General features: G+C 62.2%; 13 protein-coding genes and 1 pseudogene. 10 read left to right on the forward strand and 4 right to left on the reverse strand.

What is annotated here, in order from left to right; all coding sequences use genetic code 11:
- Positions 1–267: 267 nt before the first annotated feature.
- The 3 genes from ACMGFI_RS04845 (at position 268) to ACMGFI_RS04855 (ending at position 6,704) form a co-directional block, all read left to right on the forward strand.
- Positions 268–1,269 (forward strand): hypothetical protein, encoded by a 1,002-nt coding sequence (locus tag ACMGFI_RS04845; RefSeq protein ID WP_436907758.1) that lies wholly within the window; start codon positions 268–270, stop codon positions 1,267–1,269.
- A 144-nt stretch (positions 1,270–1,413) separates the two neighbouring features.
- Positions 1,414–5,043, forward strand: coding sequence for a tetratricopeptide repeat protein (locus tag ACMGFI_RS04850; RefSeq protein WP_436907759.1), 3,630 nt, complete (start codon positions 1,414–1,416; stop codon positions 5,041–5,043).
- Between the two features lie 332 nt (positions 5,044–5,375).
- A complete protein-coding gene (locus ACMGFI_RS04855; RefSeq protein WP_436907762.1) occupies positions 5,376–6,704 on the forward strand; it encodes a M28 family peptidase in 1,329 nt (442 codons plus the stop codon).
- Positions 6,705–7,068: 364 nt separating this feature from the next.
- Here the strand turns inward: ACMGFI_RS04855 and ACMGFI_RS04860 are convergent, their stop codons facing one another.
- A complete protein-coding gene (locus ACMGFI_RS04860; protein ID WP_436907764.1) occupies positions 7,069–8,433 on the reverse strand; it encodes a M20/M25/M40 family metallo-hydrolase in 1,365 nt (454 codons plus the stop codon).
- Positions 8,434–8,726: 293 nt separating this feature from the next.
- Here ACMGFI_RS04860 and ACMGFI_RS04865 point away from each other — a divergent pair, with 293 nt between their 5' ends.
- Genes ACMGFI_RS04865 through ACMGFI_RS04885 form a run of 5 tightly spaced genes read left to right on the forward strand, consistent with a single transcriptional unit; the run spans position 8,727 to position 11,930 of the window.
- A complete protein-coding gene (locus ACMGFI_RS04865; protein WP_436907766.1) occupies positions 8,727–9,089 on the forward strand; it encodes a hypothetical protein in 363 nt (120 codons plus the stop codon).
- Positions 9,082–9,819, forward strand: coding sequence for a hypothetical protein (locus tag ACMGFI_RS04870; protein WP_436907768.1), 738 nt, complete (start codon positions 9,082–9,084; stop codon positions 9,817–9,819). The genes ACMGFI_RS04865 and ACMGFI_RS04870 overlap by 8 nt, the downstream gene beginning before the upstream one ends.
- 24 nt (positions 9,820–9,843) lie before the next feature.
- Entirely contained in the window at positions 9,844–11,061 is a 1,218-nt protein-coding gene (locus ACMGFI_RS04875; protein ID WP_436907770.1) for an ATP-binding protein, read from the forward strand.
- Positions 11,062–11,063: 2 nt separating this feature from the next.
- Complete coding sequence (locus ACMGFI_RS04880; RefSeq protein ID WP_436907771.1) at positions 11,064–11,597, forward strand: transglutaminase domain-containing protein; 534 nt, start codon at positions 11,064–11,066, stop codon at positions 11,595–11,597.
- A 48-nt stretch (positions 11,598–11,645) separates the two neighbouring features.
- The gene (locus tag ACMGFI_RS04885; RefSeq protein ID WP_436907772.1) at positions 11,646–11,930 is read left to right on the forward strand and encodes a DUF7508 domain-containing protein; all 285 of its coding nucleotides are present in this window, start codon (positions 11,646–11,648) and stop codon (positions 11,928–11,930) included.
- A 354-nt stretch (positions 11,931–12,284) separates the two neighbouring features.
- Here ACMGFI_RS04885 and ACMGFI_RS04890 read toward each other — a convergent pair whose 3' ends face one another.
- Together ACMGFI_RS04890 and ACMGFI_RS04895 are read right to left on the reverse strand one after the other, a co-directional pair.
- On the reverse strand, positions 12,285–13,622 hold the full coding sequence (locus ACMGFI_RS04890) for an MBL fold metallo-hydrolase (protein ID WP_436907774.1): 1,338 nt from the start codon (positions 13,620–13,622) through the stop codon (positions 12,285–12,287).
- 394 nt (positions 13,623–14,016) lie between these two features.
- Positions 14,017–14,166: pseudogene (locus tag ACMGFI_RS04895) on the reverse strand (site-specific integrase); the annotation flags it as partial.
- A 636-nt stretch (positions 14,167–14,802) separates the two neighbouring features.
- Between ACMGFI_RS04895 and ACMGFI_RS04900 the strand changes: the two are divergent.
- The gene (locus ACMGFI_RS04900) at positions 14,803–17,772 is read left to right on the forward strand and encodes an outer membrane protein assembly factor BamB family protein (protein WP_436907776.1); all 2,970 of its coding nucleotides are present in this window, start codon (positions 14,803–14,805) and stop codon (positions 17,770–17,772) included.
- Positions 17,773–17,890: 118 nt separating this feature from the next.
- Here the strand turns inward: ACMGFI_RS04900 and ACMGFI_RS04905 are convergent, their stop codons facing one another.
- On the reverse strand, positions 17,891–18,691 hold the full coding sequence (locus ACMGFI_RS04905) for a serine/threonine protein kinase (RefSeq protein WP_436907778.1): 801 nt from the start codon (positions 18,689–18,691) through the stop codon (positions 17,891–17,893).
- A gap of 203 nt (positions 18,692–18,894) precedes the next feature.
- Here ACMGFI_RS04905 and ACMGFI_RS04910 point away from each other — a divergent pair, with 203 nt between their 5' ends.
- Positions 18,895–20,307, forward strand: coding sequence for a serine/threonine protein kinase (locus ACMGFI_RS04910; protein ID WP_436907779.1), 1,413 nt, complete (start codon positions 18,895–18,897; stop codon positions 20,305–20,307).
- Positions 20,308–20,352: the final 45 nt, after the last annotated feature.

Below are 20,352 nucleotides of genomic sequence, written 5' to 3' on the forward strand. Positions count from 1 at the left end.
GCGGGAATCGAACCGGAAGGGACGGCTGTCCCCCGTTTCGCCCGTGGCCGCACCGACGCATCGCTCGCCGGACGAGACGGGCGACGGACCGAACGCGGCGAGGCTGGCGACGACGGGGGGCACGACATCAGGTCAGGGGCCGTCGAAGCGATCCGCGCCCCGGCCGGGGACCCTGGGCGAGCGCCGACACTCACGGGATATACCTCACGCCGTGAGCGACGGCATCAGCCGGTGAGAAAAGGACAGTACAGGGATACGTTGCGGTCGATGGTAGACGCGAATCCGACGGAAGAGGCGAACGGATCGACCGACGCGACTGGCTCGGGTAAGGGACTCAGCCGGCGCCGGTACCTCGCGCTCACGGGCGCCGTCACGGTGGGCGCAACGGCCGGGTGTACCAGCGGATCCGGCGGCGACGGCGACGGCGACGGCGCCACCAGCGGCGGTGCCGGCAACGCCGACAGCGGCTCTGACCCGTTCAGTTCGGTGGAGGCCGACAACCAGACGATGACCGCGACGATAGAGCGGGACGCGACTGTCGACGCAGTCAAGGTAGTCGACGCGAGCGGACAGGACCGCCTGGAGGTCGAGGTGATGCGCGGGAGCGCGGAGATTCCGGTGTCGACGGTCGGGGACTGCGGGTCCTGCGAGGAGTTCGAGGTACGTCTTCCGAACGGCGAGTACGACCTCGTCGCGATCCGGATCCCCGAGGACGACGCCGAGCGACCGACGGAGGTCGGTCGGCGGACGGTGTCAGTCGAGCGAGGCGCCGAGATCAGCGCCGTGGAGATCGCGGACGGTGACGTGGCCGTGACCGTGGAGAACACCGGGCAGTTTCTGATCCGCGCACGGGCGCTGCGGTACGAACCGACCGATCCCGCGACGACCGCCGCGGGCGAGTTCTACTCCAGGGAACAGCTACGGACGAGAGTGGGGATAGAGCGAACCGATTCGCCGGACCACGAGCTCCGCAAGACGGAGGGCAGGCCGGTGCTCGAACACGTCGTGCTGCCGGGGTCGAGCGGGACGTTCACGATCGGTTCCACGCGCCTCTATCGGTCCGAGGGGTTGACGGAGGAGACCGCCTGCACCGACCAGTCGGTCGACTTCCGGTTCGAGTACCTCGGGCAGGGCGAGGACGTGCGCGCCGCGGCGACGGGGACGATGACGTTCACCGGCGGCGTCGAAGAGGCGGACGACGAGTCGTTCGCCTGCACGGAGTCACAGATCGACAGCGTCAGTTCGACCGGGACGCAGGAGACGCCGTGATCGCGGTCGACCGAACCGGGCCGTGACTCCGCCAACAGCCCTGGACCACCGATGAAGCGCTGGCCCTCGTGCGGGACCGTCCACCCGTCCGAGACGAGTGTCACGACCGCTGTCATTAAGGAGCCCCATCGCCATTCGGACGGCATGGATCCGGACGAGGTGCCGTGGATAGCCCTCGTCGAGGAGCGGTTGGCGTTTCTCGATCGGCTGTCGGAGTCGCCGGCTCACAAGCCCCAACTGGAGGCGGACCTCGACTGTTCGCGGTCGACTATCGACCGTGCGGTCCGACGGCTGGAAGCCGCGGGTCTCGTCGACCGGGTCGGTGACGGCTACGTCACGACGCCGACCGGGCGGGTAGCGGCCCATCGGTATCGGTCGTACGTCGCCGACCAGCGGACCGTCGACGAGGCGCAAGCGGTCCTCTCCGTCCTCCCGCCCGACTGCGACGTTCCGCCGGACCTCGTCGCCGGGGGGACGGTCGCCACGGCCGACGACCGCCCCCACCGGCTGTTCGAACGCCTGGCGCGCCACCTCCGCGCGGCCGGTCGCTACCGGGTCGCGCTGCCGTCGCTCGCGGATTCGCGACACCTCCGCCTGCTCCACGCCCGGGTCGTCTCCGACGGCATGGACGCCGACCTGCTGGTCGCGCCCGCGCTGGCCGACCGCCTCCGGGAGGAGTTCCCCGCGCTGGTCGACGACCTGTTCGCCGCGGAGTCGTGTACGATCCGTCGCGCCGACGTCCCGCCGTTCGCGGTCGCCCTCTCGACGAGTGACCCGGCGACGGCGGCCCAGACGGCGGAACCGACGCGGGACGGCGACGTGACTGCTATCGTCGCTACCCACGACGACGGGGCGCTGGCGGGGACAATCGAAAACGACGCCGACGCGGCGATCGACCGAGCGCACGCGCTGTTCGCTTCCCTCGGAGAGGACGCCAGCCCCCTCGTGAGTCCGCCCGCCGGTCGGGAGACGGGCACTCCGCTCCCGGCCGACGACATGCAGACCCACCGCGCCCTCGCCGACGCCGGTATGACCCGCCTCGACCGCGCGCATCTCACGGAGCGCACGCCCAGCGAACCCGAGACGGCCTGGCGACTGGGGTTCGACCTCGTCGACGCCTACTACGGGTACGCCGTCGAGCGGGTCGACCCGTCTCTCGACGAGAGCGCGTCGAACGGCGACGCGGCCCCGAACCGGGAGCGAGACCCCGGCGGCGCGGACGGCGAGTTCCCCCGACCCGAAACCGATGTGGGTCCCGAAGCGGGCGGCGACTGGTCGCTACCGACCCCACCCGATGTCCCGGGGCCGGAAGGACTCGAATCCGAAGACGGCGTCGCTATCGACGCCGGGAGCGAGAACGGGAGGGTAAGCGCCGGCGAAGGCGATGGCGAACCCGGCGAACCCCGGGCGAGTTCGAGCGGTTCGGTCGTGTCCGCGGCGCTCGTCGACCGACTGGCGGCCTGCGACGACCGTATCGTGTTGGGCCCGCCCGGGTCCGGGAAGAGCACGGTCTGTCGCCTCGTCGCCTGCCGGTGGGTGGAGGCGGGTCACGGCCCCGTCTTCTACCGGGAGGCGGACACCTCCGGGAGCGACCTGTCGGACCTGGAGCGAGTCGTGACGACGGCGGAGGGCCACGCGCTCGTCGTCGTCGAGGACGCCGCCGGCCCGGTGACGGAGCCGACGCTCGAGTTTCTGCGGGCGGTACGGGACGACCCGGCGGTGAGCGTCCTCCTCGAAGGGCGCGAAGGGGCGTGGCGCGGTGCTGTCGACGAGATCGCCGACCCCCGGTTGCGCGATCTCGCCCGGCGCGTGCTGGGGACGTACCGGCTCCCGGACATCGACGAGAGGACGTGTCGCCGGGCGATCGCGGCGTTCGAAGCCGCGACCGGACGGGACGTCCCGCTCTCACCGGCCGCGCTCCACGACCGGGTGACGACCGAGGACGGGATCGGCGAGATGTACGTGCTGAGCTACCAGATCGTCGCTCACGCCGTCTCGGCGCCGTGGCTCGACGACGCGACAGCGCCGTCGGCGCTCGAGGGCGACGTCAGAGCCGTCTACGACGCGCTCGCACCGCCAGAGGGGGCCGCCGAGGGAGACGACGAGACGCTCCCGCTCGAGGCGGGACTCCTCGTGGCGACGCTCACCGCCGCCGAGTGGTCCGTCACGCCGGGGCTCGTCCACGCGGTCGCCGCCGCCCGCGCCGACGCCGGGCGCGCCGACCGGGCCCACCGTCGCGTCGAGGAAGTGCTCGACGACCTCGACGGGCGATTGCTCCTCGGGCGCGAGGACTCGGACGCCTACCGGACCCAACACCCCCGGTGGGCTATCCGGTTTCTCGAACACGCGACCGAGCGGGCCGAACGCGAGACTGTCGCGCTGTTCGAACGCGCGGTCAACGCCGTGCTCGCGCTCGCGGACGAGCCCGAACGGCGGGCACACGTCACCGATTGGCTCGGCTTCGAACCGCCGTCGGTCAGTCGGCTGACGGAGACCGAATCGGTCGACGAACTCGTCGAATCGCTCTTCGGCCTCGCGTTCTCCCGCTCGACGCTCGCCCCGCTTTTCGGGACGACCGAACACTCGGGCATCGACCTGCCGGACGCCTGTTCGACGGCGGCCCGCCTCGAGTCGGTCTCCTGTCGCGGGAAGATGTGGTACGACCACGGCGACGCCGACCGCGGCGAGACCGAGCTGTCGCTACTCTGTGACCGCGCGGCGGAGGCGGCCGACGAGGAGACGCGCTCGACGTATCTCGCGGAGGGATACCGGGGGGTGGGGGAGGTCGTCGTCGACCGCGGCGAGACCGAGACCGCGCGCGAGTTCCTCGAACGCAGCCTGGCAGCCGCCCGCGACGGGGCCGACCCCCGGCACGAGGTCGGCGCGCTGAACTCCCTGGCGTGGGTCGCGATGACCGACGACGACTACGAGCGCGCACGGGAACGCCTCGACGAGGCGCTCGCTATCGCCGAAGACCTCGGGCCCTGCGGCGACTACTCGGACACGCTGTACTACCTGGCGCGCCTCGAACGCTCCCGCGGCGACCTGGCCAGCGCCGAGGAGCGACTCACCGAAACCATCTCCCTCGATCGCAGGATCGGCAACCGACAGAACATCTCGTCGTCGCTCAAGCTGCTCGCCGAAATCGCGGCGGAGCGGGGCGGCGATGACCGCGCCGAGCGCTACTACCGTCGAAGCATCGAACTCAAGCGCGAAGTCGGCGACCGCCAGGGGTTGGCGAAGGCCCTCTACGGGTTCGGTGACCTCGTCCGTTCCAGCGGCGATACCGACGCCGCCGAGCGGGCCTTCGAACGGGGCCTGGAACTCGCGCAGGAGAACGACATGCGCCGCCACGAGGGGCGTGTCCTCGGTGGACTGGGCCGCCTCGCCCTCGACCGTGCCGACCTCGATGTTGCCGCCGAGCGGTTCCGCGACCAGCGAGCGATCCACGCGGACCTTGGCTACCGGCGCGGCGTCGCGGACGCGACCGCCGGGCTGGGCGACGTCGCGTGCGAGCGAGACGCGCTCGAACGGGCACGGGAACGCTATCGCGAGAGCGTCGAGGCGTATCGCGAGGTCGGCGACCGGCGTCGCGCCGCGGAGCGGATGGACGACCTGATCGAGGTCTGTCGGGCGGCCGGCGACGAGGCCGCCGCTCTGGAGTGGTGCGAAACCGCCGTTGAACTCTGTTCCGGGGCGGAACTGCCGGATCTGGTGGAGACGTTCCACGACCACCGCGACGCCTGCGCCCCCGAGACCGGACAGGACGACTGAGGCCAGCGGACAGGGGCTGGTCACCGTCGTAGCGCGGCCGCCCGGTTCGCTTACCCTCTGATACGGATCTGCCGACGAAGCGAGACTATCCCGAGTTCACCCGCGACTTCCGGGGTGTTCCGAACCCGTGGTGGTTCGGTTGGGAACCGACCCGGTACCGCTCCCGACGAGGACAGCGGGTTTGGGAGCCTTGCCCTCGTGCCGACACGCGAACCAACGGACGACAGTGAATGGTTTGTTTCCCCTACTGTCGGCTTCATTCGTCAACCACATCCAAAATTTCGTATACGAATGCGAAATTAAAATATATCTCTCGCCCCAGTTGGTAAGATATGTCCAGTTCTAAATGGATTGAAGCGTGTGCTACGTCCGAGGTTGGATGGAACTTCCTGGAGGATCTTGTAGATATCGGGGATAGAATGGCCGGCAGTGACGGCGAACGAGAGGCCGCAACGTTCACGGCAGACACTCTCGAGACGCACGTTCGGGAGACCGATATCGAACCGTTCGAGATTCAGGGGTGGGAACGAGCGAACAGTGATATTACAGCCGACGGGACCACCCTCCTCACGAATAACTGGGAGATGGTTGCGTTACCGCGGTCGCCCGCCGGACGGGCCAGCGGTCAGTTAGTGGACCTCGGTTTCGGTCTGCCGAGAGATGTCGCAGACACGGATCTCAGCGGGAAGGTCGTTGTCGTCCGATCGGGCACTCCGGATTGGTATCGTCGCAGTATTCATCGGCGGGAAAAGTATTATCGGGCGGTCGAAGCCGGAGCCGAGGCCTTCGTCTTCCAAAATGGCCACGAGGGACACCTGCCAGTGACCGGCAGTGTCGGAACACCGGATACCCCGCTCGGAGAGATCCCCGCGATCGGTGTTTCGTACAGGGCCGGGAACGACCTCACTTCCACGTACGAAGGTGAAGAGGTGACGGTCGCCGTGGACTGTGAGACGCCGGTTGCGACGAGTCAGAACGTACACGCTAGGATGGGGCCGGAAACTGACGAGCGAATCCTGGTCACGAGCCACATCGACGCCCACGACATCTCCGAGGGGGCCGTCGACAACGGAGCGGGGACGGCGGTCCTGGTCGAGATCGCCCGTCTGCTGGCGATGCGGGAGGACGACGTCGGGACGCAGATCGAGTTCGTCGGCTTCGGCGCCGAGGAAGTCGGGATGAAAGGGTCGGAGTATCTGTCCGACAAGACCGACCTGGAGTCCATCAAGGCTATCGTCAACCTCGATGGGGTGCTCTCCGGGCGCGACCTGCAGTTTTACACGCACGGATTCGACAGGTTGGAAGCGGTCGTCGAGTCCGTCGCCGACAGATTCTCCCATCCGGCTCTGACGGCTCCCGTCGACAAGCCCCACAGCGACCACTGGCCGTTCACCCGCTGGGGGGTGCCGGGATACCTCGTCAGTAGCATATCGGACCGCTCAGGTCGAGGGTGGGCCCACACGCCGGTGGACACGCTCGAGAAGCTGGACGTTCGGGATCTGCGAGAACAGGCGCTTTTCCTGACTGAACTCGTCTGTCGATTGAGCGACCCCGAGGTCGAGATCGCGCACCAGGATCCGGCCGACGTCGCCGACCGACTCAGTCAGAATGGATACAAGGAAGCGATGCAGGTGACCGGTGACTGGCCGTACGACACGTAGCCGTACGGCCGTTCACCGTCGGCATCCCGCTCCGACCGGCGACCAGTGAGGAGCGTCCGACACCACAGAACGCCGTTGCCGGCCGTGTGGTAATTCCGAGGTGACGCCAGCCGCTGAAAAGCTAAGTAGGTAGCGAGAAAATCCCGGAATATGAGCGTGAAATGACCCCAGACAGGACGCACTGTCAACCCTCAGAGACCAGTACGGCGAGGAGTTCCAGCCCGAACAGTACCGAGCCGTCGTCCGTATTCTAGACCAGCGACGCGGGCCGGCCGAGTCGTCGATCCGTGAGACAGGATCAGAGCAGGGACCGGAACGCTACGTCGAAGGTCACACTGACCCCGCCGAGTCTACCGGAGTTCGGTCACGTGTCGCTCAGTTCCCGTTTGTCGTACCGCTCGATCGCTTCGACTAACCGGTCGGTCCCGAATTCGACCGCTTCGACGGGAATCCGTTCGTTGGCCGAATGTATTAGCTCCAGGAATTCGATGTCTTCGGGGATATTCATCGGTAAAAACCCGTACGACTGGACGCCTACCTTCGTCAGGTGTCGCGCGTCGGAGGCTCCGAACAGCACGAACGGGAACGGCGTCGCCGACGGGTCCGCTTCCGTCAGTATCTCCGACAGCATATCGAACATATTCAGGTCGGATTCGGAGTCGATCGGTTCGTACCGGACGGTATCGAACTCGTACTGGATGTCGTCGGGGATCACGTCACGGAGCTCCGACTCGAGGTCGGCTTCCGTCTGTCCGGGCAACAGACGGCAGTCGAGTGTCACTGTGACCTCATCGGGAACGACGTTCGCCTTGTCGCCACAGGAGATCCCGGTCGTGTTAGCCGTATTGTGAAGCAGCGCATCGAACATGGTTGCGGACTCACCCAGGCTAGAGAGGACCTCGTCCGTTTGATCTCGGTCCAGGAGCTGTCTGATCTTTGTCGCCGTCTCGCCCTCGCAAGCATCGGCGATACGATCGATCATCATTTCCACCGCCGGGACGATATGCACCGGTAATCTCGACGACTCGATCGCCGTGACCGCGCGACTCATGTCCAACATCACGCTCTCCGTACTCGGCATCGAACCGTGTCCCGCCGTGCCGGTGAACGTGAGTTCAGACCAGCAGATTATCTTCTCGTTCGTCTGAATCGGATAGAACTCTTGACCGAGGATGGTGGTCTTGTACCCCCCGAACTCCCCGATGGCGTAGCTCACGTCCGCGAAGATCTCCGGGTGGTTCTCGACCATGTATCGCGTTCCAAGGTCCCCACCGCCCTCCTCGTCGGAGACGATCATGACCACTAAACCGTCGTCAGGTGCCACGTCGCTCTGGGCGACTCGCATCGCCGCTGCCAGCAACATTGCGACACCGCCTTTCATGTCGAGCGCCCCTCGGCCCCACACGAACCCGTCCTCGATCTCCCCGCCGAACGGCGGATGGTCCCACTTGGCCTCGTTCACCGGGACGACATCGGCGTGCCCGTACAACATGAGCGGGGAGTCGCCGGTATCACCGAACGTCGCGACCAGGTTCGGCCTGTCTTCCTCGCTGGCATACAGCGAGGTGTCGAAGCCGACTTCGGAGAGAAGGTCCGCTATCCACTCGATACACTCCCGTTCGTTACCCGGCGGATTCGAGGTATCGAACCGTATCAGCTCCTGGAGCAACGAGACGGGATCGTCCGCATACGAGGGGTCGGCATCTGACGCGGGATCCGTATCGCTCATAGAGGATGGACTAACCGTTCGGAGATATATGTCTCGGTCCCGGCAGCCGGTGGACCTTTCGTTCTGACCCCGTCACCGCGTGTGCGAGCCGTCTACGTCCGCACGTAGCGCTGGCGACGGAATTTCGGCCTGGTGCCGTCGAACCTTACGGATCTATCGGGTTTGCCTTGCTGTTGGAAATGCACCGACCTCAGTCTGCTCGGCAAGTCCCGGTGTTCGGTAACTGGTCACCTATTATACACATTGGGGGTCTACGTCTGCGTGTCCGCTGAGAGGCGGCAGGAAATCAAAGTATGATTCCGCTACTGGAAACGGCAGTGGTCACGGACGTGGGTCCGTACGTGTTCGCGGGCGTCGGTCTGGGCCAGTTCGTGCTGGCCGTCGCGACGATCTACGCGGTCTACTGGGCACGGGAGCGGTCCTTCGTGTCGAGCGTGCTGACCCTCGTCTCCGTCCCGACTGCCGTCGTGCTCGCACAGTACCGGCTCGGAGAGGTTCTGTTCGCGCTGTCCGTCAGTGACCAGAACCGGCTCATCGTGGTCTCGGTGATCGCCGGCATCGTCGGCCTCGCGCTGGCCGCGACCGTGCTCGAACCCGAGATCGACGGAGAACTGATCCCGAACGAACGCAGTCCCAGAACGCTCAACGATGGTTAAGATAGAAGACAACATCAGGCGAAAAGTCGAGCGCCTCGTCGCCGCGGCGCGTGACGAGGACCTCCCGGACGACGAGACGGTGCTCCGGACCGAGTCGCAGTTCGACAAGGACTCCGTCCCGGAGGAACTGCTCACGGAGACGCTCGCCGGCTTCCAGATGACCTACGAGGAGATGGAGCAGGCCGTCGACGATTACCGTGACTGGCTCTCGGAGCTCAACAAGCGCATCCGGGACAAGCGCTCGAAGATCGAGGTGTTGACCCGGGAGTTCGAGGGTCTCGACGGCGAGGCCCGCGAGGAGCTCGCGTTCGACCTCCAGCTGGCCAACGACGACTACGAGGAACTCCAGGACGAGCGCGACGAGGTCCGCGCGAAGTACCAGATCCTCCGCCGCAAGAAGGCGAAGGCCGCCCGGAAGATCCGCCGCCGGATGCGGGAGGCCGAGCAGGACACCGTCGACTGGCAGGAGTACAACAGCGAGGAGGCCCGCAAGCGCCAGCGCGAGGACCGGGTGCGCCGCCAGCGGCAGAAACAGGGCGTCCGGGCCGCCCGCAGTGACCTGGAACAGGGCACGGACACGGAGAAGCCCGATATGTCCGCGGTCCGCGAGATCGCCGGCGACGACAAGGCCCAGCAGGTCCAGCAGAGCATCAACCAGAACATCAACCTCGAGAACGGCTGGCTCGACGAGGAGTCGGAAACCGAGAACGAGGAGCGGGAGCTGCTCTAGCCTCCCACGAACCGGAGTTCACCGATGTCTATTACCACCGAAACCCGTGCGAACAGGCTGTTGAACGAGACGATCCCCCAGCTGGAAGACGAGCTCGCTGACGACCCGAGCCCCGAGCGCCTCGACGAGCTCGAGGACGCCTACCGGGAACTGCTCGACCTCACGGAGGACCTCGCCGCGAGGAAGGCCTACGAGTGGGGCGGGGTCCCGGACGAGTGCAAATCCCGGCTCTACGAACTCGAGCAGTTGCGCTCCGGGAACTCGCCGACGGAGAGCGGCGCTCCCGAGACCGACGACCTCGACGGCGACGGCTCGGACGAAGAGATCCGAACCGTCGACGAGAAAGACGACGCCGGCGCGGTGGACGAGGGGACGGAGTCCAGCGGGGACACGTCGGACGAGGAGACGGGCGAAGACGTGTTCGACATCGTCGAGCCCGACGCCACGTTCGACGACGTGGTCGGCCTGGAGGAGGTCAAGCAGGACTTCCGCGAGAAGGTCGAAGCCCCGTTCAAGGACGCCGAGACGCTCGACCGACTCGGCATCGACCCGGCGAACGGGACCGTCCTCTACGGACCGCCCGGCAACGGCAAGACGTTCATCTGCGAGGCGACGGCCAACGAACTCGACGCGGTCGTGCTGAAGGTCAAGGGCAGCGACATCCTCAGCAAGTACGTCTCCGAGCCCGAGCAGAACATCGACCGCCTGTTCGCGGCCGCACGCGAGCGCGCTCCCTGTATCGTCGCCTTCGACGAGATCGACGTTTTCCTCAAGTCGCGGGGCGAGGACGACACCTCACCCGGCCACGACAAGATGGTCGGGGAGTTCCTCGCGCAGACGTCCGAACTCGACGCCGAGGACAACGTCTTCATCGTCGGGACGACGAACCAGCAGGAGGAACTCGACAACGCCGCCACGCGACCCGGTCGTCTCGAGGGGAAAACGTACGTCCCCCTCCCGGACGAACCCCACCGGCGGGAGATGCTACGCGAGGAACTCGCGGACGCGGAACACTCCGTTCGCGACACCGTGATAGACCGGGTCGCCGGCGAGACGGCCTGGTACTCCTTCGCGGACCTCGGGGCCATCGTCAACGAAGCCGGGTGGGCCGCGTACCGCGACGACAGGGACCACATCACCGACACAGACCTGGTGAACGCGTACGAGGCTTCCGAGCCCTCGGTCAGCAAGCAGACCTGGTTCGAAGAGGAGCGGGAGTACCGCAACAGTCGAGGAGACTGACCATGCCGTCCCGCCTAGTTAGCTACCTGAACACGGTTGACCCGGACGGGGTGTCGGCGATCGCCGAAGATATCGTCGACACGGTCGACTCGGACGACGAGGTGTGGGTCGCAGCCGCGATTCACGACCACGTCCGCGAACGCGTCGCGCACGACAGCTCCGTCGACCCGGGGAACCGTGCACCCGCAACGATCTACCGCGAGGGCGGGAACTGCGTCGACCTTTCGATCCTCCTGTGTTCGCTGTTCGATGCTGTCGGCCTTCGGTGTCGCCTCGTCGCCCTCGAGGGCGGCGGCAGCGGCCACGTGACCGCCGCCGTCGCGTTCCCCGGGACGCCGCGGATGGTGACAGATTCACTCAACGGCTACTACTGCGAACACGGCCCCCATCAGAAGCGGACCTACACCTGGTTCGAGAACGAGTACTTCGTCTCCGACCACGGATCGCGGTACATCGGGGATATCGGATCACTCAACGAGTACACCACAGACCGCGGCCAGGTCGTCGTCCAGGGGTCGATAGAGATCATCGACTGACCGCCAGCCAAGTGACGTTCACAGCCACATCAACCCCTGACGATAGCCATGCCGCTCCAGACTCGCTTCCACCGGTTCCGTCCGGACCGCCCCTCTAGTGTGATCGGAGTCTACGAACTCGCGTGGGGCGACGACGCTATCGTCTACATCGGTTCCGGGGTGATCCGGGACCGGCTTCGTACCCACGCTCGCGACCCGTCAAAACACTTCCACTCCTACCGCTGTATCGTGACAAACGACAGACGGAGGGCACGCCAGATCGAGCGCCGCGAGCAGCGCAAATTCAGGGACCGCAAGGACCGACTCCCGAAGTACAATCATCAGGTCGGGTAAGTTGCTGTCGATACAACCGAAATGTGACTCCGTTTCCAGTCCGTCAACTCGAGTATCACCGTTGATCGAAGCGTGGTGACGGCTTCCGCCCCCGGGTCGGTAGATGCCGGCGGCTATCACCACGTGACAGTTAGTCTGTACTCCCGACGGCTGGGTGGGGTCTATTTCACACTCATGTGTAGGTCCAGTCGGCAGAATCTATTCATTTTTCTAGCTTTGCAGGGCGAGTATCAACACCATGGGAGTGGCAAACGGACAGGACGGGGCGACCCGAAACGCCGTCCAGCGGCCCGACAGGGTGGCCGATCTTTGACTCGGACCGGCGTTCCAACAGGAGTCTGATAGGGTTGTACCTCAGAGGTAGTAGTTCCCGCCGTACTCGACGATCCCGCCGCCGTTCTCCTTGATAGTCTGGAGTTTTCGTTCGTCACGCAGCGCCTTGTTCGAATGGTTGAGATTCGTGAACCGTATGTCCGTATCGATGTTCCGTTCGGATAGTCGATCGAGTACGTCCGGAATCGGGACGTGGGGGACGTTCTCCGCGTTCACTTCTCGGTCTGTCCACAGCAGACCGTCGATGATCGCGATATCGGCGTCCGCAATGTCGCTGACGAGATCCTCGCTCCACTCCATCAGATGCGGCGCATAGAACAGGTTCCGATCAGGGCCGCTGATGGTGTAGGTGAGCGGGTCCGTCTCCCCCCACGTGTACGGGACCTGTGAGACAGTGATGTCGATCGACGATATCGTCAGCGACTCGTCCATCGTGAGCGGTTCCAGGATGATATTCTCCTCTTGGATCAGTCGCTGGAACACCCCGCTGCCGGCCAACAGGTCCGCGACCTCCGGGTGACAGTGGACCTCGATCCCCGAGGCATTGATCGACTCCACCGAAAAAGCGAGGAGTCCCGAAAGGTGGCCCGCGAGGTCGTGCGAGATGAAGATATGGTCGGGAATGGTCTTGATCTGGTATCGGATATCGGGCGTCGCCTCGAACAGTAACGTCTCGGGGTCCCCGTTGTGTTCCATGAGCATGGAATTGATCATGCGCCCCCGTCGCAGCTCGCTCCACTCCTTGTCACACTGCGCACACGAGCAGTCCAGATGCGGAATACCCCCGCCCTGGGTCGAGCCCAATATTTCCACTCTCACCTCCGAGACGCTCATTCTCTCACCGGAATTATCGATGGGATCTACCTCGACAGGGGCATCGACCGGAGTGAGTTCGTCCTTCTTTTCCACGTTCTCCATCCGAGAGATATCCAGCCAACTACTGGGTTGCCACCCCCTATCGATTAGCCGGTTCAGCTGCTCGGAAGTGACGAGATAGATGTGGCGCTCACCCGAGTCAAGTAGCTCCGGGTCGGAAAGCAGGTGGACCCGTTGATCGGTGGTGAACTCGGCGACCTGGTTCGAGATCTGCGTGATCGTCACTCGATCGCCGAGATTGAACGTTTCGTTGAACTTCACTAAAGGGTCGAACCGTTCAGAATCGTAGGCCAGCGGTCCGATGATAACGTGGTCGAAAAACTCCTCGTCCCTGAAAAACTGGACCTCGGTACCTCTAATTAGCGGAGCGACCCGGTCATCCTCGTACACGGACTGAGGAATGGCCAGCCTCGTCGAATTGGAACTACTACTGATCTCGTTGATCTCTTTATCCCCATAGTAATAAAATTCGGAAGTATCCATACGCGTCCTAATTACGTTCCGAGAATACGGATTGTCATACCGGCAATATATTCAGGATCTGGAGGGTGCAGGCACTACATTTTCGGAGGATCCGAAGGTTTTTCGCGAAATATTCGGTCGGTCAACCGTGATATCCGAATATTATAAATTATCTTATGTATGCGCCAATCGAGATTGTTGCTCAGATATTATCCATAGCGTTTCTATCGCTACATTCGTACAGATTGAAGCGATGTTGCAGGCCAATTACGGTTCATAGCTGGGTGGAATCTTTCTTCACTCAACATCTGGTAGTTCAGGCTCCGGAGATCTCTGCACTACTGCCGCTAATAAGTCCAAACGAGGAGTGCGATAGAGCCAGTGCGAACAGGATGTCGGTGTCAATTTTGACCAGCTACACAACTACCGCCAACCTTGCCGAGGCCTCGGTCGCTACGTCATCTAGCTCACCGGCCTCAATATGTGTGTAGCGCTCGCGGACCATCCCCTCCGAACTGTCGAGATACCGGGCTGCGACTGTGTATCCGAATGTTCGGACGAGAACGAACCAGCCCTGGTGGGATGACCCGCTCCAAATCACAGATTCGGAGCAACGGTCCGGTTTTTCGTGCCCCGCGGGGGGCACAGACCCATTCAGCGTGCTCGCGATACCGATGACTGACTACTCCCGTCCGGTACGAATGTGAGGCGTGCGACGAACGATTCCACGCCGCGTTCGGCCGGAAGTACTGCTCTACGTCCTTCGACGTGAGACAAACGGTCAGACCGGACAAACGACTACCGACTATGAAACGGGCTGACTGTTCGGACTGTGGCGAGGCCGACGACTGGCGCCCGTCACCGGAAAGCCGACTACGGCAAGATCTCGAAGCAACACCTTCGCTCGCTCATCGGCAGTGAGTCGACCACTCCCGCAGATGGACAGCACACTCGTTTCTGTCTACGACATCAAAATCGAAGAAGGGAGGTATAATCAACCTACGTACGATATTGATTTAGCGAAACAACCAGCGTAGTACGAAACAGCGGAACGACCCTTGTACCCTGGTGGATGGTCGGAGTAACTATCCGATGTATGGACACTATCTATCGGAGCAAATTCAGAACTACACCGTGCTGACATGGTAGAATTCAAGCACTACGGAACGTTTTTGTAATTCGATTCTAATATCGATGTCAGATGGTGTGGCAGGGGACGACTCGGCGGCAGTTTCTCCGAACGACGGCCAGTGCTGTCACCACCGTCGGTCTCTTCTCACAGGTCGACAGAAGCACTGCAGTTCAACAGTCTTCCGAACAGTGGTCGCAGTTCGGATACGATGCTGCCAATACCGGCTATGCGCCCGAGAACACTGGCCCGGTCTACAATATTCGAGAACAATGGACTGTCGAGGAAGGAGACGTGGTACACTCATCGCCGGCGGTGGTCGATGGCACCGTCTACGTCGGCAGTAATGACAATACCGTGTACGCACTGGACGCGATCGACGGCACCGAACAGTGGACCGTCGATACAAAAGGTTCAGTGCACTCATCGCCGGCAGTAGCTGGTGGCACCGTCTTCGTCACGAGTCATGACTTCACTACAGTTACGATATACGCTCTCGATGCGGACGATGGCACGGAACAGTGGGCTACTGAGAGGGGGGGCCAGTATGCACTTCCGCCGACAGTAATCAACAATACCGTCTACGTCGGGGGGTTAGCTGGCCCGATGTATGCGTTGGATGCGGCCGATGGCACCGAAAAGTGGTCCGTCGGCACCGAAAAGTGGGGGGTTATGGAGAAACCAGGTGTGCACTCACCACCGGCAGTGGCCGATGGTATTGTCTATGTCCCATGTCTTGATGTCATAGATATCGACGGTACTGACGCTACAAATCAAGAATACAGGGTACTTGCGCTGGATGCAGCTGATGGCGCCGAGCGGTGGTCTTTCAGGCTGCGGTACCCTTCAGCGCCGGCGGTAGCCAATGGCACTGTCTACATAGCAGGGAGTGACCGTACTGTAGCGCTGGATGGGGTTGACGGTACCGAACAGTGGGCCTTCGAGAAGGCGGCATCTTCTAGACCGACGGTAGCCGATGGTACTGTCTACATCGGAGATAGCAGTACTATGTACGCGTTGGACGCGGTCGATGGCACCGAACAGTGGACTCTGGAGACGGGAGGGTCGATGGAAGCGCCTGCGGTGGTTGATGGCACCGTCTACGTCGGCAGTAACAATACCGTATACGCACTGAACGCGATAGACGGTACCGAACAGTGGACCGTCGAAACGGGAGACCCCATAAGGTCATCGCCAGCGGTGGCCGATGCTACCGTCTATCTCGTGAGTGATGATAGTACCGTGTATGCATGGACTGGCAGAGCTTCAGAACCCCAGCCGACACCTACACCCGATCGGAGAACCACTTCGGAGCCGACTCCAACGCCATCACCGACTTCAACCCCATCGCCGACTCCAGCGCCATCGCCGACTCCGACTTGGACACCCGGCACACCCTCTCCGGAACAGACCGAGGGCACTGACGGGGATCAGGACAGTATGGGACTTGTTCTTCTGTTGTCGGCTCTCGGCCTCGTCGGGGCTGGTGGCGCTGGCGGATGGTGGTATATGCAGGACGACAACACAGCGCAGGGCGACAGCGCTGAGAATGGTCCAACTACCCCACCGACCGGAGCCTCCCCGACAGGATCCCCCTCATCAGCCGTCGAACCGGCTGACGAGTCCCACGCTGCGAATGCCTCCCGAGCTGACACCCGTTCGACCACCCCACGTTCTGACTCGAATCCCACAGAATCCGGCGTATCCGATCGTTCCGTTGACAACACCCGAGTCGAAGCAGTTACGTCTTCGATACAGAAGGGCGACGCCTACCGGAACGATGCTGCCGAGTATCGTAGCGCGGACGAGTACGACCGCGCCATCGACGCCTATGATAAATCCCGATCCGCCTACGAAGACGCCCTCTCGAAGGCCAACGACAGCGAACGCGTCGAGGCGGGCGATATCAACCAGAAACTCACCGAAGTGAACGAAGCCCAACGAGAGGTCCGTCGGACCCGACTCCAAGACGAGGTCGCATCGCTGCGCTCCGAGATCGAGCGTGTCGACGAACTCGTCGGTGTCGGTGATCAGGAACCCGCTGAAGACCGACTCGAGGCACTTGCATCTCGTATCAATGTCGCACGAGAAACCGCTGTCGAACACGATTTCACTACCCTCCGCGACGAGATCGCATCACTCGAAGAACGGCGACAGGAACGCCTGACTACAGCACGCGAGCAACTAGGGTCCGACTCCATACCCGAAGAGATTCCCCGTGCACCCGACGTATCAGTCGATTATAACTCCATCGGCGACGAGGAACCGATCGGCGGGGGCGGCAACGCCGACGTGACCAGAGTCACGTTGTCCACCCCCGATGGGAGTGTCCCATTAGCGGTGAAGAAACCGCGGATGAGCGGGACGCTCCACTCCGAGCAGGTCGAGCGCATCCTCGCGGAAGCCGAGACGTGGGACAAACTCGACGACCACGACCACATTGTCGGCGTCATCGGGTACGGTTCCAAACCGCTTCCGTGGATCGCCATGGAGTATATGGACGGCGGTCACCTCGGCGCTCGCAGTGGTGAACTGGACGGTTCGCAAGCGCTCTGGACCGCGATCGCTATCACGAGAGGCGTTCGTCACGCACACCGGAAGGGAATCGCCCACCTCGACCTCAAACCAGAGAATATCCTGTTTCGAACTGTGGAAGACGCGTGGGACGTGCCGAAGGTGGCCGACTGGGGCCTCTCGAAACACCTGCTCGACCACTCCAACAGCGTCGAAGGCTTCACCCCGCACTACGCCGCCCCCGAACAGTTCGACAGCGACTTCGGTTCGACGGACAACGTCACCGACGTCTACCAGCTCGGCGCCGTCTTCTACGAGCTGTTCACCGGTCGTCCGCCGTTCGACGGGAGGCCCACACACGTCATGCGGGCCGTGATGGACGAGCAGCCGCAACCGCCGAGCGAGGTCGCGGCGGTTCCCGACGCACTGGACGATGTCCTCCTGACGGCACTCGCCAAAGAGAAACCTGATCGCTACGAGGATGTCATCCTCCTGCGAGATGCGCTCCAAGACGTGTTCAACGGATAGTGGTTCTTTCAGCGGGGATCGCCTGATCGCTCTCGGGAAGAGATTGCTGGCAGCGAGCGTAGCGGCTGAAAGTTGAAGAGAACGAAGATACCTACTCTCCAGACCAATGCGGGGTCGTCTACTCCCCGAGCAATTCTTCTAGGTCGTCTCGGAGGTATACGATCGTCTCGTATCGCTCGCTCTTTTCCTTCGCCAGGCATCGCATCACGATCTCGTCGATCTCGTCGGGTAGCGACGGTTCGATGGCGGTCGGGGGGTCGGGATCGCTCTCCAGAATATCGTACATCACCGACGACCCGCTGCCCTCGAACGGCGGCTGACCAGTGAACAGGTCGTAGAAGACGGCACCGAGTTGGTAGATATCGGTCTGTTTGTCGGCCGCGCCGTACTCGTCGTCGAACTGTTCGGGCGCCGAATACTGTGGCGAAAGTCCGTCGACACTCTTGGAGTGTTCCAACAGGAGTTTCGCGAGCCCCCAGTCTGCGATCTTCGGGATATCGAATTCATATGGCTCCATACTGCGGAACAGAATATTTCCGGGTTTCAGGTCGTGGTGAACGATACCATACTCGTGGGCGTGGTGAACACCGCGTGTGATACAGAGTGCTGTCCAGACCGCTTGCCCAGTATCCATCGTCCCAACTCGTTCGATCAGAGAGCCACCATTCATGTATTCTAGTGCCAGCCACGGGAGTGGTTCAGTATCCCAATCGATGAGGCCGACAATATAGTCGTTTCCGTCAAGTTTAGCCCACGTCTCGGCTTCATCCTGAAACCGGCCAATAATTTCAGCGTGGATCGTTCCTTGGAATCGCGGTTCTTTGAGTGCGACTGTATACTCTTCGCTCTCGGTGTGAACTGATGCTTTATGAACATCTGCATTGCCGCCCTCACCTAACTTCAGTACCTCACAAAGCATCACCGGTTAGCCTGACCTGAGTCACCTGCTCAACCGTGGTCGACGACTCATCAGAACAGATGGCTCAGGTCGGGCTAACCGGTGATGCTTTGTGAGGTACTGATTCTGGTAGATGCTTGTGTGACCAATAGAGCTCTAAGTTGGCGATATTGGTCCCCTCCACAATTTTTAAATACATTTATTACGATATCCCTGACCGCTGAATGCCAGAGAAAATATTAGAGGAAAATGAGAATTTAATCGAAAAACACGAATTCAATCCGAGAATTAAGGGCAGGTCGATCTATTATTTGACCGAAGAACGTATAGTTCGGCAAAAGATAAACAACTTTCGACCGAACTCAGTAGAAGAAATACCTCTAAACCACATAATATCGATAGAACATATCAGGGGAAGTGTCTGGCGGCGAGCTCTCGGCCTCATAGTTTTCGTCGTAGTAGCATATATTATTGGGATGATCCTCCTCTTTGGAGCAAGAGGGAATAACGGTCTGGCCCTTTTGCTTTTTTTATGGGTCGGATTCTGTATAGTGTTCCCGATCTATATTATTTATAAAACATATGTTGGAGAATATGAAATCAAAGCGGTCAATCCGGATCTAGATGTCTCTTTACCACCACCTAATAAACAGAAATCAAAGGATATTAAAGAAGATCTAGAAGATCTCATTCGAGACATGGAAAGTGAAGAGACAGTCGTTCAAGAGGTGGAAAGTCGACAACATCAACAGACCGTGGACGCCGACGCACTCCAGTCGCGTATCCCACAACCCGACGCACCGGGAACGGTCACATCCGGAGAGGAGTCAGATAGTGAACTCCCCGACCACGAAGTCCTCGAAGCGATCGGGTCCGGGGGGAACGCCGACGTAAAAAAGGTCCGACTCTCCGGCACGGAGGAAATTGCCGCGTTGAAAGTGCCGCGCTGGCAGGGAACCCTCTCGGAGTCGGCCATCGACGAGTTTCAGGGCGAGGCCGCAACGTGGGCGCGCATCGACGACCACGAACACATCATCGATGTGTTGGGCAGCGGGGCGACGCCGTACCCCTGGATTCTCCTCGAGTACATGCCCGACGGCAGTCTCCGCACCCACCTCGACCGGAACGGGCAGGCGTTCGCTCCGGGCGAGGGCCGAGACGTGCTCCTCGCGCTCTGTGGCGGAGTCCGTCACGCCCACCGTCACGGTATCGTTCACGCCGACCTGAAACCGGAGAACGTCCTTTTCGACGGCGACACGCCCAAAATCGGCGATTGGGGCCTTGCCAAAGTCTTGCTGGAACATTCCAAGAGTATCGAGGGGATGACGCCCACCTACGCCGCGCCGGAACAGTTGGATCCAGATCAGTACGGGAGCGTCGACGACCAGACCGACGTCTACCAGATCGGCGTCATGGCGTATGAATTGTTGACTGGGGCCGTGCCGTACGACCGCGACAACCCGGCGGGCACTATCACTGCCATACTCTCTGACGATCCGGCCCCACCGACCGAGCACAATCCCGAACTCCCGCCTGAAGTGGACGATATCATCCTAACCGCGATGGCCAAGGAGAAGGGAGACAGATACGAATCGGTGCTATACGTCCGCGACGCGCTTCGAGATATCGACCTGTGACCGCGGGCCGCTCTCGATCTGTGTGGTCGGTAAGACAGGCTGTCC

The organism is Halosimplex marinum (genome assembly GCF_051414075.1).
GTDB classification, from domain to species: Archaea; Halobacteriota; Halobacteria; order Halobacteriales; family Haloarculaceae; genus Halosimplex; species Halosimplex marinum.